Annotated in this window: 19 protein-coding genes and 2 tRNA genes; 2 read left to right on the top strand and 19 right to left on the bottom strand. The window is 44.2% G+C overall.

Annotated features, from left to right (window positions below; all coding sequences use genetic code 11):
- Window positions 1-220 precede the first annotated feature (220 nt).
- Together B5X77_RS00495 and B5X77_RS00490 are read left to right on the top strand one after the other, a co-directional pair.
- A tRNA-Met gene (locus tag B5X77_RS00495) sits at window positions 221-294 on the top strand.
- A 138-nt stretch (window positions 295-432) separates the two neighbouring features.
- Window positions 433-504, top strand: a tRNA-Glu gene (locus tag B5X77_RS00490).
- A 625-nt stretch (window positions 505-1,129) separates the two neighbouring features.
- On the opposite strand, the gene B5X77_RS00485 is transcribed toward B5X77_RS00490, so the two are convergent.
- The 19 genes from B5X77_RS00485 to B5X77_RS00395 all read right to left on the bottom strand — a co-directional run bounded on the left by B5X77_RS00485 (window position 1,130) and on the right by B5X77_RS00395 (window position 19,785).
- A complete protein-coding gene (locus B5X77_RS00485; RefSeq protein ID WP_079504200.1) occupies window positions 1,130-1,585 on the bottom strand; it encodes a S1 domain-containing RNA-binding protein in 456 nt (151 codons plus the stop codon).
- Between the two features lie 74 nt (window positions 1,586-1,659).
- Complete coding sequence (locus tag B5X77_RS00480; RefSeq protein ID WP_079504199.1) at window positions 1,660-2,058, bottom strand: FtsB family cell division protein; 399 nt, start codon at window positions 2,056-2,058, stop codon at window positions 1,660-1,662.
- Between the two features lie 93 nt (window positions 2,059-2,151).
- Window positions 2,152-2,787 (bottom strand): spore cortex biosynthesis protein YabQ, encoded by a 636-nt coding sequence (yabQ, locus tag B5X77_RS00475; RefSeq protein ID WP_079504198.1) that lies wholly within the window; start codon window positions 2,785-2,787, stop codon window positions 2,152-2,154.
- A complete protein-coding gene (gene yabP / locus B5X77_RS00470; RefSeq protein WP_079504197.1) occupies window positions 2,784-3,086 on the bottom strand; it encodes a sporulation protein YabP in 303 nt (100 codons plus the stop codon). The genes yabQ and yabP overlap by 4 nt, the downstream gene beginning before the upstream one ends.
- Before the next feature lie 87 nt (window positions 3,087-3,173).
- Window positions 3,174-3,446, bottom strand: a complete 273-nt coding sequence (locus B5X77_RS00465) for an RNA-binding S4 domain-containing protein (protein WP_079504196.1) — start codon at window positions 3,444-3,446, stop codon at window positions 3,174-3,176.
- 39 nt (window positions 3,447-3,485) lie between these two features.
- Window positions 3,486-4,949, bottom strand: a complete 1,464-nt coding sequence (gene mazG, locus B5X77_RS00460) for a bifunctional methyltransferase/pyrophosphohydrolase YabN (protein ID WP_079504195.1) — start codon at window positions 4,947-4,949, stop codon at window positions 3,486-3,488.
- Between the two features lie 42 nt (window positions 4,950-4,991).
- Complete coding sequence (locus B5X77_RS00455) at window positions 4,992-6,596, bottom strand: putative polysaccharide biosynthesis protein (protein ID WP_079504194.1); 1,605 nt, start codon at window positions 6,594-6,596, stop codon at window positions 4,992-4,994.
- A gap of 334 nt (window positions 6,597-6,930) precedes the next feature.
- Entirely contained in the window at window positions 6,931-7,467 is a 537-nt protein-coding gene (spoVT, locus tag B5X77_RS00450; protein ID WP_079504193.1) for a stage V sporulation protein T, read from the bottom strand.
- Window positions 7,468-7,732: 265 nt separating this feature from the next.
- Window positions 7,733-11,269 (bottom strand): transcription-repair coupling factor, encoded by a 3,537-nt coding sequence (gene mfd, locus B5X77_RS00445; protein ID WP_079504192.1) that lies wholly within the window; start codon window positions 11,267-11,269, stop codon window positions 7,733-7,735.
- 169 nt (window positions 11,270-11,438) lie between these two features.
- Window positions 11,439-11,669: an anti-sigma-F factor Fin family protein gene (locus B5X77_RS00440; protein WP_079504191.1), complete on the bottom strand. Its 231-nt coding sequence runs from the start codon at window positions 11,667-11,669 to the stop codon at window positions 11,439-11,441.
- Window positions 11,670-11,824: 155 nt separating this feature from the next.
- Complete coding sequence (pth, locus tag B5X77_RS00435; protein WP_079504190.1) at window positions 11,825-12,385, bottom strand: aminoacyl-tRNA hydrolase; 561 nt, start codon at window positions 12,383-12,385, stop codon at window positions 11,825-11,827.
- 134 nt (window positions 12,386-12,519) lie between these two features.
- The gene (locus B5X77_RS00430; RefSeq protein WP_079504189.1) at window positions 12,520-13,152 is read right to left on the bottom strand and encodes a 50S ribosomal protein L25/general stress protein Ctc; all 633 of its coding nucleotides are present in this window, start codon (window positions 13,150-13,152) and stop codon (window positions 12,520-12,522) included.
- Between the two features lie 153 nt (window positions 13,153-13,305).
- Entirely contained in the window at window positions 13,306-14,262 is a 957-nt protein-coding gene (locus B5X77_RS00425) for a ribose-phosphate diphosphokinase (protein ID WP_079504188.1), read from the bottom strand.
- 18 nt (window positions 14,263-14,280) lie between these two features.
- Window positions 14,281-15,654, bottom strand: coding sequence for a bifunctional UDP-N-acetylglucosamine diphosphorylase/glucosamine-1-phosphate N-acetyltransferase GlmU (gene glmU / locus B5X77_RS00420; protein WP_079504187.1), 1,374 nt, complete (start codon window positions 15,652-15,654; stop codon window positions 14,281-14,283).
- Between the two features lie 344 nt (window positions 15,655-15,998).
- Window positions 15,999-16,289: a septation regulator SpoVG gene (gene spoVG / locus B5X77_RS00415; RefSeq protein WP_023613316.1), complete on the bottom strand. Its 291-nt coding sequence runs from the start codon at window positions 16,287-16,289 to the stop codon at window positions 15,999-16,001.
- A gap of 810 nt (window positions 16,290-17,099) precedes the next feature.
- Window positions 17,100-17,474 (bottom strand): RidA family protein, encoded by a 375-nt coding sequence (locus B5X77_RS00410; RefSeq protein ID WP_079504186.1) that lies wholly within the window; start codon window positions 17,472-17,474, stop codon window positions 17,100-17,102.
- A 34-nt stretch (window positions 17,475-17,508) separates the two neighbouring features.
- Entirely contained in the window at window positions 17,509-18,333 is an 825-nt protein-coding gene (gene purR / locus B5X77_RS00405; protein WP_079504185.1) for a pur operon repressor, read from the bottom strand.
- Between the two features lie 55 nt (window positions 18,334-18,388).
- Window positions 18,389-19,258: a 4-(cytidine 5'-diphospho)-2-C-methyl-D-erythritol kinase gene (gene ispE, locus B5X77_RS00400; protein WP_079504184.1), complete on the bottom strand. Its 870-nt coding sequence runs from the start codon at window positions 19,256-19,258 to the stop codon at window positions 18,389-18,391.
- A gap of 347 nt (window positions 19,259-19,605) precedes the next feature.
- Window positions 19,606-19,785 (bottom strand): small, acid-soluble spore protein, alpha/beta type, encoded by a 180-nt coding sequence (locus B5X77_RS00395; protein WP_079504183.1) that lies wholly within the window; start codon window positions 19,783-19,785, stop codon window positions 19,606-19,608.
- Between the last annotated feature and the right edge of the window lie 17 nt (window positions 19,786-19,802).

The raw sequence follows: 19,802 nt of genomic DNA, 5'->3' as shown, positions 1-19,802 counted from the left end.
TTGTCAAAAACAAGGACAAGCATCGAAGTTTCGTTCGACGCATTTCCCCGTAAACGAAGCAATTACTCGAAATACCACGGATAATTTTTTATCCAATACTGAAGTCTTTGGGAGCATAAAAAATTACCTTTTATTTTTTATGATTCTTTTTTAAAAATACATTGACACCAATTTAATATCTATGTATTATATTTCTTGTGCCTCAAAACAATCTCAATATGGCGGTGTAGCTCAGCTGGCTAGAGCGTACGGTTCATACCCGTAAGGTCGGGGGTTCGATCCCCTCCGCCGCTACTTTAAAAAAGTGTAAGGCAATCTCCTCGGTCAGCCCGACAAGCATGACGGTCTGAAACCACTTGAGCTGCTCAAGACTGAAGCACCTCCCGAGATACTAGGCGCAAAAGACGGAATCATATCAAGACATTTTAATACGGCCCCTTGGTCAAGCGGTTAAGACACCGCCCTTTCACGGCGGTAACACGGGTTCGAATCCCGTAGGGGTCATCAAATAAAACCTCGTTCCTTTTAAAGGAACGGGGTTTTTTATTTACTTTATTATTTCTGTTTATAAATTGCCTCCAACTTTTATGTCATACTTAACCAAAGCTTTTACCGTTGTCTGCTCTTCGGTACATTTTCGGGTAATGCAGCGCCTCTCCTTTTACCGTTTTCCCCTCTCCACTTCGCTTTCGGGCAATGCAACTCCTCTCCTTTTACCGTTTTTCTCTCTTCAATTCATTTTCGGGCAATCCAGAGTCTTTCCTTTTACCATTTTCCCTTCTTCACTTCAATTTCGGGCAATGCAGCTCCTTTCCTTTTACCGTTTCTATCTCTCCACTTCATTTTCGGGCAATGCAGAGCTTTTCCTTTTACCATTTTCCCTTCTTCACTTCAATTTCGGGCAATGCAGCGCTTCTCCTTTTACCGTTTCTCTCTCTCCACTTCATTTTCGGGCAATGCAGAGTCTCTCCTTTTACCACTTTTCGATCTTTGCTTCATTTTCGGGTTTATGCAGAGTCTCTTGTCTAGCCAAAATGCACCTTTTGTAAAAATAAAAAAGACAAGCCTCGAAAGACTTGTCTTGATATAGCATATTACCTGCTATTATTTATATTGACTTAGCAGCAAGTTATCCTCTTCTGGCTCCTCTTCCACCGCGCTTGGATTCGGTAGCACGTTTCAGAGATGACAAACGGTCTTCACTGTCCTTCAGGAATTTCGCCATTTTTGACTCGAAATTTTCTGGACGGGCATTGCGGTTGTCGTTTCCTCTGCCGCCGCCGCGTGGACGCTGGGAATATGGTCGATCAGATCTTTCTGGTCTTGCAGGTCTTTCTGGTCTTTCTGGTCTATCTACAGCCTTCTTGATTGATAGCCCAATTTTACCGTCTTTCTCAACATTGATGACCTTCACTTCAACCTGGTCGCCTACTTTGAGGTGGTCATTGATATCCTTGACATAATTGTCTGCAACCTCACTGATATGGACAAGTCCAGTTGATCCTCCCGGCAGTTCCACGAACGCCCCGAAATTTGTGATGCCTGTTACCTTTCCCTGTAGCTTGCTGCCTACTTCGATTGACATAAAAAAGTTTTGCCTCCTTAAAGATATAAAAAATCAAACTTACATTATATTATACAGAATATAAAAAAAGAGTGTCAATAAGGCGAATCTTGGGAGTCCTTTTTCTCTTTAGGAAGGTTGAAGATAATTTCGTTCTTTTCTGAAAGGAAGTATTCCTTGCGGGCAAGCTTCGCTATGTATTCGTCATCGTTCAATTTGACGATTTCTTCATCCAAAACTTCCTGCTTTTTCTGGAGGCTTGCTAATTTTTGCTCAAGCTGCGCTCTTTGCGCCTGCTTCTTGTCCAGGTCCGCAGTCTGGGAAATGAACGTTGAGATCATTAAATATGAAATAATCGATGCGAATAAAGCAAAGACTGCGAGGCGCCTGAAAAGCAGTTTTCGCTTCCTGGTTTCAGCTATACCTGCTTTTTCACGCTGCTGTATATATTGATTTTCAATTTTTGCTATCTTCTTTTTCCTGATGACACTCATTCCCCGCAGTCCCCCTTACATTTATTTTTTGGTTATTTTAGTTTCGGCTCTTCATTTCAATTCTATATGACAAAGAAAATTACGTAACACGTTCTACTTTTTTAACTTCTTTATCCATTTTATCGGCTTAGTGAAATAATTCTTTACTATTATTAGAAATCCTGCCAATTTATTATATAACTTCTCGACGCTTTTTTTAACTGTTTTCGGCAAAAGTTTCCAAAAAAGTAGGAAAATCATCATAACCGGCTTCCAAAGGATATTTTTCACCAGCCATAAGAAAACGGAAAGAAGCCATTTCAATAGGACGTAAAGGCCCCTCCCCGTCAGAATGAAGAGTGATAGAGCAGTAGCGGCAAGGACTTGCAATGGCCTGACCACAATGAGCCTGACAGCCTTCACGGAGAATAAATAGATACTGATGGTGATGGATATCGCTCGCTCAAGCAGCTTCAGATACATTTTCTTGAAAAGGCTTTGATAGGCCGCAAAGCCGCAAAGTAATGCAAGGAAGATATAAAAACGCAATTCTCCCATATTGACTGAAAATAACACATAAAAAATCGACAAGCCCTGAAATAACCAGAACAGGATGTCATTGATGAAGACAATCCAGGATTTCCTTTTTGATCTTTTCAAGAACCGATTATGCGTATCAAGTGAAGCTCCGAATAGGCTGCCCATCCCAATCATGGCGAGCATCGTCAAAAATTGGGTCGACAGTGTCATCGGAATAACTTGCTAAAGAACCCTTTAGCTTTCTCCCCATGCTGGTCATCGAGATAGACCAGATCAAAGATTTTGCCTTTGATTGATACAACACCCTTGTCGACATCGAGATTCTTCATTTGAAGGTTCTGACCCTTGATTGCCAGGAAACCCATGACCGTCTCTAATAAAAATTCTTCATTATCAAAGCTTTCAACCTGTTTTACACCCGTGATCTCCAATGTCCGTCTGCCTCTCATCACTAAGTCATGATCCGGCAAGTTGCTCTTTGTCTGATTCGTTTCATAATATTGGCTCATCATAACCCCTCACAATCATAATGCACTTTTGTACATGTTTATGATTGAAGGAGGGAGAATAGAACAAGCCTTCAGGCTAAGCTTGGTTTACTCTTCATCGTCCCCTGGGATTCGATCTTCCCCAAGAATCGTATACATTTCAGCGGCTTCTTCCTTTCGGGAATTCTCCTGAATCCGTTCAATTTTAACAGATACTATCTTTTGCCCGAATCTGATTGCCAGTTCATCGCCCGCTTTTACATTAGTACTCGCTTTTGCCGGGACTCCATTGACTGAAATCCTTCCCTGATCGGATACTTCCTTCGCCAATGTTCTTCTTTTGATCAATCTTGACACCTTTAAAAATTTATCCAGCCTCATCGCAGTTAAACCCCTTTTTAATAATTGGTTTGATTTACCTTACAATCCTTGCTTCTTTGCATCGTCCCAGTAGGCGTCCAGCTCATCAAGTGAATGATCCTCGAGGTTCCGGCCTTTTTCAGCGGCCTTCTGTTCAATAAAGGCAAACCGCCGCATGAATTTCTGGTTTGTCTTGTGTAATGCCTCTTCAGGATTAATATTGTAATGCCTTGCAAAGTTCACGAGCGCAAACAGCAAGTCACCATATTCCAGCTGAATATTTTCAAACTGGCCATTCTCGTTTATTTCAGCTGACAGCTCCTCAATTTCCTCTTTAACCTTATCAAGAATTGGTGAAACCGTCTTCCAGTCAAATCCGACCTTTGCCGCTTCTTTTTGCAGTTCATATGCCTTTAGAAGGTTGGGAAGGCCTTTGCCCGCTCCCTCGAGCAGAGATTTTACGGATCCGCCCTTTTCCTGCTCCTTGATTTCCTGCCAGTTTCGCATAACGTCCTCTTCATTTTCCGCTGTCTTATCACCGAAAACATGTGGGTGCCTGCGAACCATCTTCGACGATAAACCTTCTATGACATCATCGATAGTAAAATAACCTTCATCCTCACCGATCTGGGCATGAAGCATGACCTGCAGAAGCACATCTCCCAATTCCTCTATCATATGGTCGATATCGTCATTGTCGATTGCTTCGATCAACTCATAGGATTCTTCAATTAAATATTTCTTCAAAGACTGGTGAGTTTGTTTTTTATCCCACGGACAGCCATTTGGACCTCGCAGTTCTGATATAATTCCACGCAACTTCTGGAAATCCTTGTATAGAATCTGCTCATCTTTTACCGGGGGAACATAAATCGATGTCAGATTGCTCAGCTCCATCTCGCGGTCAAGCTCATATAAGGGCAGTTTTTTAATCACTTCATCACTGCTTCCGGCAGCCGTAACAATATAGACCTCGTAGTCATCAGGCAATTTCTCCATCAGCGTCAGCTTGACATCAGATGCAACAAAGGCATCATAGACTTGCCCTATGATCGTATGATTCTTCAGCAGAAGATCCTCTTTTTCCAGATCGGTACCATCAAGGAGCTGAAATCCTTCGATCGGATCAATCTCCAGGGATTGGAACATGGCGTCAAGGAAACTTTGGCCGCCCCCGATTTCGATTTCTGTAGACCGTTCCGGACCTCTTTCAAGCAAAAGCTGTACAGTCCGCTCGGCAATCAAAGGGTGTCCAGGAACCGCATAGATTACAGGTGCCTTGGATGCTTCAGCCAGCAAAAATTCCGTGATTTCCTCATATACATCCGCAAACTGGTCATGCTTTTCATAGATTGCATCGAAAGATTGAAACAGCATCCCTTCATTCTCAAGCTGAGTCACCACAGGATGTTCCTTCGTCCGCAAAAACAGGTTTTTCTCCTGTTGCAATTTTTTATATACACCAAGCGGCAGCTGGTTTAGGTCGCCCGCTCCCAGTCCGATGATCAATATCTTTTTTGTCATTTCCTGCTTCCTCCTTCTTATAAACGACTCTCTAGCCAGGCATTACCTGGAGAACAGCTGTACAATCCGGCTGCCGAATGGCAGGGCAGCCATCTCATCTTCAGTCAATGCCCTCGTTTTGACCAGCACGAAAAAATAAACAAGCGCACCGATTGCCACTGAGCTGAACGCCTGGAAAATCGCTCCAAGCCTGTCAGGTTCAATATATCCATAACCGAAATCTGTTATAAATAAAAACAACCGCAAACAAACCGCCATCACTGCTGAGGAAAGCAGGATTTTCAGGATTGAAGCCAGCGATAAAACTGGCTGTCCCAGCTCCCGCCTCAATTTTACAATCAGGACCACCATGACAGCCATCATGGCAATCAGGGTAGCATAGGCTGCGCCCATTGTCCCGGCATCCGGGATGAGCAGAAGATTCAATATATATTTCAGGCCAAAACCGGCCAAAACGACGGCTGCCGGGAAAAGCGATCGATCTAGACCCTGAAGAATGCTCATAATTGTCAGGATGACAGAGCCTAATAGAATCATCATACTGAGCACTCCGAGAACGTTCGATCCATCGCCATTTTCAAACAGCATAATATTCACTGGGACGATGATGCTCGATAATCCTACTGAAGCTGCTGCGCCAAAAATCAGGCTTGTCTGAAGTGCCAGCCTGACTTTCGGCAGAATATTAATACGACGATTAATTGACTTGTCACCGGAAATTGCCGGTACTAGACTCAATGACATCGATGTGGCGACAACGGTACCAAGCTGGATAAGCGGCTGTCCCCGGTCAAAAATTCCCTTAGCCGACTTCGCTTCATTTGCTGTCATGCCCATATTGAGCAAAGAAGTATACATGTTCAATGAATCCGCGAGCTGGAGCAATATTAACAGCATGCCGCTGATGCTGATCGCTAGCCCCTGGACAACCAGAGCCTTTATCACCCACGCTGCGTCGTTGAAAAGATTTTTTGGATTTAAATGTTCAAATAAGCTTGGTCCTCTGTTTTTCAAGAAAAAAAAGCCGAGAATGACGATAGACACCAGTCCTCCGGTTACTGACCCGAGTACAGCACCTGCTCCCGTCACATAAAGTGAGAAGCCTTGCTGAACCAGGACCGCTGACAGAATCAGGATGGTGGCAACACGGATGAATTGCTCGGAAACCTGAGAAATTGCTGTGGGTACCATATTTCCCTTTCCTTGAAAATAGCCTCTGAAGACAGAAATCAATGGGAAGAGTAAAAATGGTACGGAAACGACTTTAAATAGAGGCCTTAGTTCTGGGTCGCCGATTTTCCCTGCTATCCATGAGGCACCAAAATAAAAAAATGAAAACAAAAGAACTCCAAGCATGCTGAGAAAAACAAGGGAGACCGCCAAAAGCCGATCAGCCCTGCCGATATTCCCGGCAGCTTGCTCCTCTGTGTACAGTTTGGATATGACAACAGGAAATCCATATGTAGATAAAATCATAACAATACCGAAAAACGGATAAACCTGCTGATATATATAAAAACCAATATCCCCGACAATATTTTGAAACGGGACACGATAAACAGCGCTTAATATTTTTGTGACAAGGGCTGCCAGCGTCAGTATCATGGCTCCCTTCATCAATTCCTTCGAGTCTGCAACGGGCTTCATCGCCCATCTCCTTCCAATTTCAGTTTCAAACGTATTATATCACAGCCCGAACCTAACAGCTTAAAGCCATATGGCATTCATCCAATTGTAAAGTATACGTAATAAATGAAAGACCTTCTTGGTCCCTTTTATCATTTCTAATTTAAAGGGTTGGGCATGGCTTGGAAAGTAAAATTCAGCATCTTAAAATACCATTATAAAAGGGCAGTTAAAGTTATGATCCTGTTCAGCATAAGAGTGAAGCCCGCCACAAACACATTTTTAGACAAAGAAAGAGGCAGCCTTATCAGCTGCCCTTTCAGGTATAAAGGATTAAGTTAAACAGGAATCTTGATTATTGCTCCATTTGTCTTGCGAGGAAACCTGCTGCAGTTTCTACAGCTTTTTGTTCGACATCGCCTAGTGATCCTTCTTTAGAGAAGATGATTACAGCCCCAATTGGGTCTCCGTTAGCAATGATCGGCCCGATTGTATAAGAAGAAATAGATTCTTCATTACCATCAACAAGCGCGAAGTTAGATTGCTGATTCACCAGTGTGGAAGTACGGTCTTCCATTGTCTTTTCGACAAGTTCACTGATATTTTTATTCAGGTAGTCCTTCTTGAATCCTCCAGCCACTGCGATATAAGTATCTCTATCGCAGATTAGCACCGGGTTGCCAAGGCTGTCATACAGCGCTTCTGCATACTCCTTTGCAAAATCGCTCAATTCGCTGATTGGTGAATACTTCTTAAGGATTACTTCACCATCACGGTCCACGAAAATTTCCAGTGGATCTCCTTCACGAATACGAAGGGTTCTTCTAATTTCTTTAGGAATAACGACACGACCTAAATCATCGATTCGACGAACAATACCAGTTGCTTTCATCCAACGTTGCCTCACTTTCATCTGATGATTATTTTTTTGGTAAAGATAATGGCTTTATTAATCATCCTTACCAAGATTTGAACTTAGTATCTTTCATATGGAAAGTTCTATACACTTCTCATTATTATTTTCTTGGAAGTGATAAAGGTGCCAAAAACGGATAAACCTTCCAGTCAATAATTGCGTACACACAAAAATTACCCTTGTCTATCTTTTTTGAAACACCGTTTAGTTTTACATTTTGATTACAAAAAATTCCCACACATCAAGATACTGTGTTTTCTTGTTCTTTTTGGGAGTCGTGCAGTCCCTTAACCATCTCGAAAGTGATATCGAACCAGCGATTATCTTTCATTCCTCTTGTATGAACTACCATCTTGAGTTTATTTCCTTCCATACCTAGACCGACCGTATTCCTGTACTGGCTGCTAAGCTTGAACACTTTCTGTCCGTCAATCCTGCTGCTTCCGTCCTCTGATAAAAGAATTGTCACATCCTGCTTAGTCTGTTTGATGGACTCCACCCCTGCGGTAATCGCATATACCTTGAGTTCCGCGACCTTGAATAAGGTTTTAACCTCTTCCGGATAATCCCCAAACCGGTCCATGATTTCTTCTTTCAGTTCATCGATATCCTTCAATGATTCTATGCCTCGGAAGCGTTTATACATCTCGATCTTTTGATGGCCATCGGAGATATAGGTGTCCGGGATATAAGCATCGAGCTCAAGATCAATTTCAATTGCAGGCTTGCGTACCTTTTCCTTCTCAGGCTTCCGCTCTTCAATCGCTTCCTTAAGCATTTGTGAATACAGATCAAAACCAACCGAATCGATAAATCCATGCTGCTGGGCGCCGAGCAGATTACCGGCTCCTCGAATAGACAGATCACGCATGGCGATCTTAAAACCAGAGCCGAGCTCGGTGAATTCCTTAATGGCCTGCAGACGTTTTTCTGCTACTTCAGTGAGGATCTTGTCTTTCCGGTAAGTGAAATAAGCGTAGGCTACCCTGTTTGAGCGTCCGACTCTTCCCCTTAGCTGATAAAGTTGAGAAAGCCCCATTTTATCAGCATCGTAAACGATCAGTGTGTTTACATTCGGAATGTCTACACCAGTTTCGATAATTGTCGTGCTGACAAGGACATCATATTCTCCTTCAAGGAATCCAAGCATCACTGACTCGAGTTCATTTTCAGTCATCCGGCCATGAGCAAAAGTGACTCGCGCATCCGGCACGAGCATTGAAATCTCCTCCGCCTTCCGCTCGATGTCCTCGACACGGTTATAAAGGAAATAGACTTGTCCGTCCCTTGCCAGTTCCCGTTCGATTGCCTCGCGGACAAGCCCGCCGTTATATTCCATGACATACGTCTGGACAGGGAAACGGTTTTCAGGCGGTGTCTCGATGACAGATAAATCCCGGACGCCGAGCATGGACATATGGAGCGTCCTGGGAATTGGCGTAGCAGTCAATGTAAGGACATCTACATTTGTTTTCAATTGCTTGATTTTTTCTTTATGGGTAACCCCGAAACGCTGTTCTTCATCAATGATCAGCAAGCCCAAGTCACGATAGGTAATTTCTTTTGATAAAAGCCTGTGGGTGCCTACCACAATATCAACGCTTCCAGCCTTTAAGCCTTTGATTGTCTCCGTTTGCTGTTTCCGCGTGCGGAATCTGCTCATCAGGCCGATATTAATTGGGAAGTCCTGAAAGCGTTCACGGAGCGTTTCGTAATGCTGCTGTGCCAGGATTGTCGTCGGCACGAGGAAAGCTACCTGCTTGCCGTCTGCTATTGCTTTGAACGCTGCCCTGATGGCGACTTCTGTTTTACCGTAGCCAACATCCCCGCACAACAGACGGTCCATCGGACGCTCACGCTCCATATCACGCTTGATTTCATGAATGGAACGGATTTGGTCCTCTGTTTCCTGATAAGGGAAGGATGATTCGAAATCTCGCTGCATCTCTCCATCCGGTGAATAAGCATGGCCGACACTTGCCTCACGCTCTGCATACAGCTTAATCAAGTCATCAGCTATATCCTGGACAGAAGATTGCACCTTGCTCTTGACTCGTTTCCAGTCGCTTCCGCCAAGCTTATAGACCTTGGGCTCTTTTCCTTCTGAGCCGACATACTTTTGCACAAGGTCAATTTGCTCAACAGGGACATACAGCTTATCCGTCCCTTGATAGCGGATGTGAAGATAATCCTTATGGATACCATTGATGACAAGCGTTTCAATGCCAAGATACTTCCCGATTCCATGATTCACGTGGACAACATAGTCGCCAATCTTAAGTTCTGAATAGCTCTTGATCCGCTCTGCATTCGAAAGCTTTTGCCGTCTTGCCGGCTTCTTTGTTTTCTTGTTGAAAAGTTCCTCTTCAGTGATCACGGTAATCTTCTGGATTGGGAATTCAAAACCCGTATTCAGGCTGCCCTGGATGATCTGGACTTTCCCAGGCAGCAATTCCTGCTTGCTGCCTGCCTTTACTGCATCAATCTCATAGTCTTCCAGGACGCGTTCGAGCTTCTTTACCCTTTCAGCATCCGGACCCACAAATACCACCGCATAATTCCCCTTGCGCCAGCGGTCGACTTCACCTTTCAGCACATTCATCTGCCCGTGGAAGTTCTGCATAGGTTTGCATGAAATATTGATGATATTCTGCGGGCTTGTGTTTGGAACATGCCGTAAAAACAACGATAAATAAACGATCGGTTTTCCTGCTTTGCTCATCAAATCAGGAAGGTGATGAGAAATTTTCAGGTCATGGATGATCTGCCCTTCACCCAGGAGGCTCGTATACCACTCTGCTTCCTCCTTGCTGAGAGACTCATTCATTTCCTGAACCCTGCTGATTTCATCAACAAACAGGAAGCCATTCGACGGCAAGTAATCTATTAAACTTTGAGGCTGTTCGTAAGCAATGGATAAATATTTGAACACCTGATCAGGTTTTTGTCCATTGCGGAGCTGCTCCAGTTCATAGCCGATATTTTGTGACATCAGCGTCTTTGCTTTTTCATCCTTAAGCTTTTTCAGACTTTTCGACAGACCCGCTTCAATTCCTGAAATCATCCGATCCAGCTGAACATTCTCTATAAGGTTTTCAGCCGCTGGCCCGATCGCAACGGATTTCATTTTTTCCTTTGAGCGCTGATCCTCGAGTGAGAATGTCCTGATTGAGTCAACCTCTGTGTCAAACAGCTCAATCCTGATTGGATCCGCAGAAGTAAGCGGGTAGATATCAATGATTCCGCCGCGAACACTGAATTCGCCTGGCGCTGATACCATTTCCGCCCTTACATAGCCCATGCCGACAAAACGGTTCAGTATGGTTTCAAGTTCAATCTCTTCACCAAGCTTGAATGTCAGCTGAAATTTTGCCCATAGCTCCTTTGGCGGCAGCAGCTTTCTCAGACCTGCCATTGGAACAATGACAATCCCCGTTTTCTTTTTGCTCCAGTGATTCAACGCTTCAATCCGCTGCGCTTTAAGCTCGGGACTGGAAATGCTGATTTCAGCAGCAATCAATTCATTGGCAGGATAAAGATAGACATCATTTTCCCCTACTAAATTCACTAAATCATCATATAGCTTTTGAGCTTGCAATAAATTATGTGTCACGACCAGGACGGGGCGTTTCGTCTGTTCGTAAATCGCCGCTAAAAAGACCGTCCTTGCCGAACCGGACAGGCCTGCGACGAGCTGTTCCCTAAGCCCCGCATCCATTCCGGAAATAACGGATTGGACATCATCCTGATGACTAAAAAGAGCTTTCAGCCCCTGCATCCAAACCTCTCCCTCTCTTTTAAAAATGGCTATGTTTATAATAAAAATCGGATACGCTGTTGCCTTCAAAAACACCTATAAGAAGCACAAACAGCATGCTGATTGTCCATGCTGTACAACCGCGATTTTTTAAACAGAAAAACGCTTTGGATGTAGAATCCAAAGCTTGTCAGTGAATCAGGTAGTCATGCTGGTGGAAGTCCGGGTTGCGTTCCAGAGCTTCCTGACAGTCTTCACAGATCGATTTTATATGGATATCGCCATTGCCTGTGTAAGAAACCATCTCCTGGCGTTCTTCCTCTGTCAGCTTGTGCAACCCTAAGCTTTCACTGTGGACAGACAACCTGTCCAATGAGCCGATATTCGTGCCGCAATGACGGCAATGATAATGTATAGCCATACCCGTCCCTCCCACAAATCAAGTCATTATTCATTATTGACCCGATGTGGGGAACTTATGCACTTAGCCTATTGTATGATTCTATTTTAACATTATATTACTTAATCAAGTTATTGGCATGAATTATTGTGCTGCCTTTCCTGATTATAGGAATGTTATTGATTAAAAGTATTCATCACTTCAAGGAACGGCTTTTTGAACCACGCTTCACACGCATCTGCTGATTTTAGGACAGCATCATTCATCTGGTCCTTCTCCTCCGCAGTAAAACGGCCCAGCACCCAATCTGTGATGGCCATTCCGTTCGTCGGCCGGCTGATGCCAACCCTGATTCTCTTGAACTCCTGCGTTCCTGTATGGGAAATGGTGGACTTAATTCCATTATGGCCACCTGCGCTGCCCTTTTGCCGCAAGCGGATCCTGCCAGTCGGCATATCAAGATCATCGTAAATTACCACTAAATCTTCAATATCAATATCATAAAAATCCATTACGGCCCGAATCGATTCACCGGACAGATTCATATAGGTTAAAGGCTTCAGCAGGATAACTTTTTCTCCGCCAACAAATCCCTTTCCATATAACCCTTTATGCTTTGCCTGGTCCAATGGGATATTCCATCGTTTGGATAACTCATCAATCACTTCAAAGCCGATATTATGCCTTGTCATGTCATATTGCCTTCCGGGATTCCCCAGCCCTACGAATAACTTCACTTTCCACACCCCTAACCAAAAGCTTACGGTTTTTCGCTCCCCCTTATTTGAGGAGCTCACAGAAAAACCATCCTTTTCTAATGTACATGAAAACCGCAAAAGACGTAACCCTTTCAGGCTACGTCCATTGCAACTTATTCTCCGCTGGCTTCCGTTTCTCTTCCTTCTTCATTTTCAGGCACTCCTGGTTCTTGTTCTTCACCAGAGTTAATTTCTTCTTCCACCTTAGGAGGCAGGATCGAAACGATAACCGTGCTTTCATCATCATTAATCTCATAATTTCCTGATTTAACATCAGCCAGTGTCAAGTTTTCACCCACCTGCAGGTTCGTCACATCCACATCAATTGATTCCGGAATATTGCCTGGAGTCGCTGTGATGCTTACCTCATGGAGCGGCTGCTGAATGACACCGCCATCCTTCACACCTGCTGCCTCACCAACGAGATTTACCCTTACGCTGGCATTGACCTTTGAATTTTTGTCTACTACTAAAAAGTCAGCATGCAAGATTTCATTTTTAACATGGTCCTGATGGTAATCTGTAAGCATGACATCCTTCTGGCTTCCATTCACATCAAGTGAGATTACACCATTCTTGCCATTTTCGCGAATTGTTTTTAGGAATTCGATTCCATTAATATATACGGACTGGCTTTCTGTACCTTTTCCGTATACAACTGCTGGAATATTCCCCTCCCTGCGTAATTGCCTCAAGGCAGAACGTTGCGAACCTGTGCGTTCATTGGCTTTCAAAGTTGCACTCATGGTTTTGTCCCCTTCCTTTTGGTTAATTCTTGTCTATATAAAAAATGCCCCAAAACAGGAAGGTCTAAACGTTCTACTTTTGACAGCCCAGTGATTTCACGGAAAACAAGAGTAGGCTTGCCGATTGGCAAGCCTGGGATCTCTGTTATAAAATCAATCAAACAATGTGCTGACCGATTGCTCTTCGTGGACGCGGATAATTGCTTCCCCGATCAAAGGAGCAACAGATAGCTGATCAATTTTTCCAATGCGCTTTTCTTCCGGAAGCGCGATTGTATTTGTCACAACCAGTTCTTTAATTTTGGAGTTTTCAATACGCTCAATCGCAGGACCTGACAATACAGGGTGCGTACAGCAAGCGTAAACTTCCAGTGCTCCGTTCTCAACCAAGGCATTTGCCGCTAGAGTAATTGTCCCGGCTGTATCGATGATATCGTCAATTAAGATCGCGATCTTGCCTTCAATATTACCAACGATATTCATGACTTCTGCAACATTTGGCTTCGGACGACGCTTATCGATAATTGCGATTGGCGCTTTCAGTCTTTCAGCCATTTTTCTCGCCCGGGTAACTCCGCCATGGTCAGGGGAAACAATGACGACATCGCCATTCAATTCCTTGCCTTTGAAGTGTTCCGAAAGAATTGGCACACCCATCAGGTGGTCGATAGGAATATCGAAGAAGCCCTGAATTTGCGGTGCGTGAAGGTCCAGCGTGATTACGCGGGTTGCACCGGCTGTTTCAAGCAGGTTTGCCACGAGCTTAGCCGTGATTGGTTCACGTGCACGCGCTTTACGGTCCTGGCGCGCATAACCATAGTAAGGCATAACAATATTGATTGTTTTAGCTGAAGCGCGCTTTAAAGCATCAATCATGATCAGCAATTCCATGATGTTCTCATTTACTGGAGAACTGGTAGACTGGATGACATACACATCACAGCCGCGGATGCTTTCCTCGATGTTGATTTGGATTTCTCCGTCGCTGAACTGGGATACGGAGCATTTCCCAAGCTCAACTCCAATGACTTTCGCGATTTCCTGGGCAAGTTCTACGTTTGAGTTAAGTGAAAAAACCTTCAAATTTGGATCAAGATACTGGTTTGACATTGGGGACCTCCAAGACTCTTATTTCTTTACGTTCATTTTCCCTACATAATCTTCTTTGTTGACTTGGCGGGCACGCGCAAGCGCAAGTGCTTCACCTGGGACATCTTCCGTGATTGTTGAACCGGCCGCAACATATGCGCCTTTGCCAATTGTCACTGGTGCAACAAGATTTGAATTACAGCCAATGAATACGCCATCCTCAATCTTGGTCAGGAACTTATTTTTGCCATCGTAATTCACAGTGATCGAACCGCAGCCGATGTTCACATCCGCACCGACTTCTGCATCACCAATATAGCTGAGGTGGGAAGCCTTGCTTCCTTTGCCGAATACCGCTTTTTTAATCTCGACAAAATTGCCGATTTTTACTTCATCATGGATATCTGAATCAGGCCTGATATGCGCAAAAGGCCCGATATTGACTTCAGAACCGATGCTGCTGTCGAAGGCTGCTGATTGACGGATAACTGTATTATTTCCTACCTTGCAGTTACTAATTTCAGTATTTGGTCCGATCTGGCATTCCGAACCAATGACTGTGCTGCCTGAAAGCATTGTTCCCGGTAAAATGATTGTGTCTTGTCCAATTGCTACATCCGGTCCAATATAGGTGTTATCAGGATCAATAATCGAAACACCATTTCGCATATGAAACTCATTGATTCGCTTCTTCATCGTGCGCTCAGCCTCAGCAAGTGCGACACGATCATTTACACCAAGTGTCTCTGCAAAGTTATCTGTCACGTATGCAGATACGATTTCGCCCTGGTTTTTAAGGATCTCGATGACATCTGGAAGATAATATTCTCCCTGGACATTATCATTCGATACATTCTGGATCGCTTCAAATAGCATCTTGTTATCGAAGCAATACGTACCTGTGTTAATTTCATCAATAGCTCTTTCCTGCTCATTCGCATCCTTATGCTCGACGATTTTCTCGACAAAGCCTTCTGAATTCCGGACGATACGGCCGTAGCCAGCAGGGTCTTCGGCTCTTGCAGTCAGGATGGTCGCTTTAGCGTTAGTCTCTTCATGATGCTTGAAAAGAGCTTCCATTGTTTCTCCCTTGATCAGCGGAGTATCACCGCAGACAACGATAGTGACTCCTTCTTTGTCAGCAAGCATTTCACTTGCTTGCTGTACAGCATGAGCAGTTCCCAGCTGTTCTGCCTGCAAGGCATACTTGCTGTCCTCACCTAGCTGCTCTTTCACCTTTTCGGCGCCATGACCAACTATGGTCACGATTTCGTTTATATCAAGACTTTTCACCTGGTCAATTACATGCTGTACCATTGGCTTGCCGCATACAGGGTGAAGCACCTTATACAACTTGGACTTCATTCTTGTTCCCTGACCGGCTGCTAAAATGATTGCATAACGATTAGACATTAGCAGGCCTCCAATTTACCTTTTTATCCATTACGAATATATCTTAAATAGCCGGTCATTTCAAGAATAGAAGAACAAGTACAATTATTTGTCATTTTAGGGGGGAGTGTATTAACCGAAAAGCGGAGTCGCCTTGGTCAGCCCCGGCAAGCGCTGGAGGACCTGACAACGAAGTCGTTCTTTGACTTCATTGGCAGAGCCGAAGCGTCTCGAGGGGCTAGACGCTGAAGCTGGACAATTTTGAAAGGGATTTTTTAAAAAAAGGTTTAATTTCGGGGCACACAGGGAAATAAAAAAGAGCCTTACTTATGCAGCAGGCTCTTGATGATTTACACTTCTATATTCTAGGAAGCTCCAGCTTCTTCGAATTCCACTTCCAATTCACCTAAACGGTGGTACTCTGCCAGCACAGCGTCCTGAATTTTACCGCGTGTTCCCGAATTAATCGGATGTGCGATATCACGGAACTCGCCATCAGGAGTGCGTTTACTTGGCATTGCAACAAATAGGCCGTTGTTTCCATCAATCACCCTGATATCATGGACAACAAACTCGTTGTCAAGCGTGATGGAAGCGATCGCTCTCATCCGTCCATCTGTATTAACGCGGCGTAATCTTACGTCAGTTACTTCCATTCTGTTCACCACCTTTACAAATAGATAAAATTCTAGTTAAATAATTCCACGTGGAAATCAAAACTCCTTCTTTTACAAGAAAATTTTTTCTAAAAAGTAGGGCAAATTTGTGAACTTTTTCATGGAGAAAGCCTTTTCAAGCTCATTTACCCTTTTAAAATAGGCTTTTTTGGCTATTGACGGACAGGAAAATTTTTATATGAATTTTCACTTTGCAGACAATATTTTAAAGAGTAAACAAAAATTCAAGCACATTTCTTATTAGTTCTATTTATGATATAGGGCCGTTCACTGTTACCTTGTTCTCGTTTTTTCTTCTCAGTTGGGACACATAAATCTTTTTTATGTTACCGTTCTCTCGCTTTTCTCCTCAGTTGGGGCACATATACCGCTCTTATGTTACCGATCTCTCGTTTTTCTCCTCAGTTGGGGCACATATACCGCTCTTATGTTACCGATCTCTCGTTTTTCTCCTCAGTTGGGGCACATATACCGCTCTTATGTTACCGATCTCTCGTTTTTCTCCTCAGTTGGGGCACATATACCCCTTTTATGTTACCGATCTCTCGCTTTTTTCCTTAGTTGGGGCACATATACCGTTCTTATGTTACCGATCTCTCGTTTTTCTCCTCAGTTGGGGCACATATACCCCTTTTATGTTACCGATCTCTCGCTTTTTTCCTTAGTTGGGGCACATATACCGTTCTTATGTTACCGATCTCCCGCTTTTCTCCTCAGTTAGGGCACATATACCGCTCTTATGTACCGGACTCTCCTTTCCCTTCTCTTCGGACAAAAAAAAAACGCCCGTTATTTAACGAGCGCTACTACTTCGATTTCCACAAGGGCGTCTTTTGGCAGTCTTGCTACTTCGACTGTGGAGCGTGCTGGTTTATGTTCATTGAAATACTCAGCATATACTTCATTCAATTGAGCGAATTCATCCATATTTTTGATGAACACAGTTGCTTTTACGACTGTTTCAAGTGATGCTCCGGCAGCTTCCAGCACAGCTTTGAGGTTTTTGAAGACCTGGTGTGTCTGGGCCTGGATATCCCCTTCGACCATTACACCCTCTGGAGTCAGCGGGATTTGGCCTGAGCTGTAGAAAAGATTGTTGACTACTACACCCTGAGAGTATGGTCCGATTGCCGCTGGCGCATTTGAAGTTTGTACAATATTCATATTGTCACCCCATTAATTTTTTCGTCTGACACTACTATTCTTTACGAGCGAAGTAATTTCCTTCACTAACGGTAATTTTTCTATCTTTTACATCAACGTCTGACAGCCGGACGAGTGACAGGTATTCGTCAACAAGTCTCTCTTCGGCATTTTCTGATTCTACCAATACCGCGATTCCTGCTAATTCTGCATTGAATTCCTCCAGCAGGTTGATCATTCCGTTGACCGTACCGCCTGCCTTCATGAAGTCATCTACAATTAGAACCTTCGAACCCTCTGCAAGGCTCCTCTTCGATAACACCATTGTCTGGATTCTTTTGGACGAGCCGGAGACATAATTAATGCTGACAGTTGACCCTTCTGTCACCTTGCTGTCCCTTCTGACAATCACAACCGGTACATTCAAATGGCTTGCCACAGCGTAAGCGATTGGGATTCCTTTTGTTGCCACGGTCATGACGACTTCAATGTCTTTTTCGGCAAAAGCAGATGCAAGCAGCCTTCCTACCTCCTGCACTATGGCTGGATTGCCAAGGATGTCATTCATGAAAAGATAACCGCCTGGAAGCAGTCTGTCAGGGTTGGCCATGATTACGCACAATTCTTCAATTATATTCCTTGCCTTTTCGTCACTGACATGAACATGGAATTTCACTCCTCCTGCAGCACCAGGCACAGTCTGAAGGACACCAATTCCCCGCTGTTCAAATGTTTCTTTGATGATTCCGAGATCTTCGCTGATTGAGGACTTGGCTGAACCATACTTCTCCGCAAAATAGGTTAACGGCACCAATTGACGTGGATGTTCCAGCAAATAAGTAGTCATATCGATCAAACGCTCGCTGCGTCGAAATTTCATTCAAGAACCTCCAAAATCCGAATATTTAAGGTTAATATACCATCAATATACGGATTTAATCAAGGGTATGGCGCTCTCCAAGCATCCTTACAGCAAATACCTGATCACAAAAGCCACGTAACCCGTTATAAATACGATGCATGCGCGAATCGTGGGCCACAAGGCTGAAGACCGTCGGGCCGCTTCCGCTCATCAGGACCGCATCGGCTCCGAAACGTTTCATCTGGTCCTTGATTTGCGCTACCTCTGGATAAAGGGAGAGTGTCACATCCTCAAGTACATTGCCGACACTGCTGCAGACTTGGCTGAAGTCTCCCGTTTCGATTGCATTGATCATTTGTTTTGTAGGCGGATGCTGAACTTTTTCTACATTAAGGCGGCGATAAACTTCAGCAGTCGATACACCGATGAAGGGTTTCGCCAGAACGATCCAGCACGTTGGCGGTGCCGGCAATTCTTCTATAATTTCTCCGCGTCCGGTGGCAAGCGCTGTTCCTCCGTACACACAGAAAGAAACATCTGAGCCAATCTCAGCGCCCAGCACAGCCAGCTCGTCCAATGACAGTCCGAGATTCCAAAGCTTGTTCAATCCCCTTAATGTTGCCGCCGCATCGCTGCTGCCGCCAGCAAGGCCTGCTGCCACTGGAATTGTCTTTTCAATCCCGATTAGCACCCCTTTCTTTACCTGGAACTTTTCCTTTAACAGAAGGGCCGCCTGGTAAGCAAGGTTCCGCTGATCATCCGGAACAAACCGATTATGGGAATGGATCATGATCCGGTCTTCTTCTAATAAACTTAGCTCAATCCGATCAGCTAAATCAATCGTCGTCATGACCATTTCCACCTCATGGTAACCGTCCGGACGTTTGTGCAAAACATCAAGTGACAGATTGATTTTTGCTGGCGCCTTCACTAAAATCTTCACTACTTCCACCTACTTTTAAACGAATTCCACATTTTGTCCTATTTTACCACAAAAAGAAAAGAAAAGCGCAACCGCCTCGTTCGGTCTTGGCTTGCGCTGTTGAGCTGGGCAATAACCTATTTTAGACAGTACGCTTTGAGTAAAATAGTGAGACTCCTCTTCTAGAAACATTCCTCTATTTTATCATTTGCTTAATGGCGAATACAGTCATTTCACAAAGAATTAGATTTGTTGGTCTTATAACGCAAAAAGCCGGAGCAATAGCCCCGGCACCGTGATGGATCTGAATTATATTGGCCACTGCAAGAAACAGCTTTGTGGCAGCTTACAAAGAATGTCTATCCGGGTCAGCGGTTCTGGTTCGCAAGCTGCTGTTCAGCCAATTCAATTGCCCGCTTTACCATATTACCTGCGTCCCTGGCTTTGATTCCGCCCCATCCTTCATTCTGGACGACATCATAAAAACCAAGCTCTTTCGCAAGCTCTTCCTTCAACCTGTCAGACATAATCCCTCTTCTTCTGCCCAATACTACCATCTCCTTTC

The sequence above is a fragment of the Mesobacillus jeotgali genome (assembly GCF_900166585.1).
Classification (GTDB): domain Bacteria; phylum Bacillota; class Bacilli; order Bacillales; family Cytobacillaceae; genus Mesobacillus; species Mesobacillus jeotgali_A.
This window is presented reverse-complemented; position numbering and strand designations above follow the sequence as displayed.

What these genes read in the sequence shown, in the direction of transcription:
- B5X77_RS00465 (WP_079504196.1), bottom strand. Translation starts at nt 3,446, where the DNA reads ATGAGGCTGGATAAATTTTTAAAGGTGTCAAGATTGATCAAAAGAAGA.
- mazG (WP_079504195.1), bottom strand. Translation starts at nt 4,949, where the DNA reads ATGACAAAAAAGATATTGATCATCGGACTGGGAGCGGGCGACCTAAAC.
- B5X77_RS00410 (WP_079504186.1), bottom strand. Translation starts at nt 17,474, where the DNA reads ATGAATATTGTACAAACTTCAAATGCGCCAGCGGCAATCGGACCATAC.
- mfd (WP_079504192.1), bottom strand. Translation starts at nt 11,269, where the DNA reads ATGCAGGGGCTGAAAGCTCTTTTTAGTCATCAGGATGATGTCCAATCC.
- glmU (WP_079504187.1), bottom strand. Translation starts at nt 15,654, where the DNA reads ATGTCTAATCGTTATGCAATCATTTTAGCAGCCGGTCAGGGAACAAGA.
- spoVG (WP_023613316.1), bottom strand. Translation starts at nt 16,289, where the DNA reads ATGGAAGTAACTGACGTAAGATTACGCCGCGTTAATACAGATGGACGG.
- B5X77_RS00440 (WP_079504191.1), bottom strand. Translation starts at nt 11,669, where the DNA reads ATGGCTATACATTATCATTGCCGTCATTGCGGCACGAATATCGGCTCA.
- B5X77_RS00485 (WP_079504200.1), bottom strand. Translation starts at nt 1,585, where the DNA reads ATGTCAATCGAAGTAGGCAGCAAGCTACAGGGAAAGGTAACAGGCATC.
- purR (WP_079504185.1), bottom strand. Translation starts at nt 18,333, where the DNA reads ATGAAATTTCGACGCAGCGAGCGTTTGATCGATATGACTACTTATTTG.
- spoVT (WP_079504193.1), bottom strand. Translation starts at nt 7,467, where the DNA reads ATGAAAGCAACTGGTATTGTTCGTCGAATCGATGATTTAGGTCGTGTC.
- B5X77_RS00425 (WP_079504188.1), bottom strand. Translation starts at nt 14,262, where the DNA reads ATGTCAAACCAGTATCTTGATCCAAATTTGAAGGTTTTTTCACTTAAC.
- B5X77_RS00480 (WP_079504199.1), bottom strand. Translation starts at nt 2,058, where the DNA reads ATGAGTGTCATCAGGAAAAAGAAGATAGCAAAAATTGAAAATCAATAT.
- yabQ (WP_079504198.1), bottom strand. Translation starts at nt 2,787, where the DNA reads ATGACACTGTCGACCCAATTTTTGACGATGCTCGCCATGATTGGGATG.
- yabP (WP_079504197.1), bottom strand. Translation starts at nt 3,086, where the DNA reads ATGAGCCAATATTATGAAACGAATCAGACAAAGAGCAACTTGCCGGAT.
- B5X77_RS00430 (WP_079504189.1), bottom strand. Translation starts at nt 13,152, where the DNA reads ATGAGTGCAACTTTGAAAGCCAATGAACGCACAGGTTCGCAACGTTCT.
- B5X77_RS00455 (WP_079504194.1), bottom strand. Translation starts at nt 6,596, where the DNA reads ATGAAGCCCGTTGCAGACTCGAAGGAATTGATGAAGGGAGCCATGATA.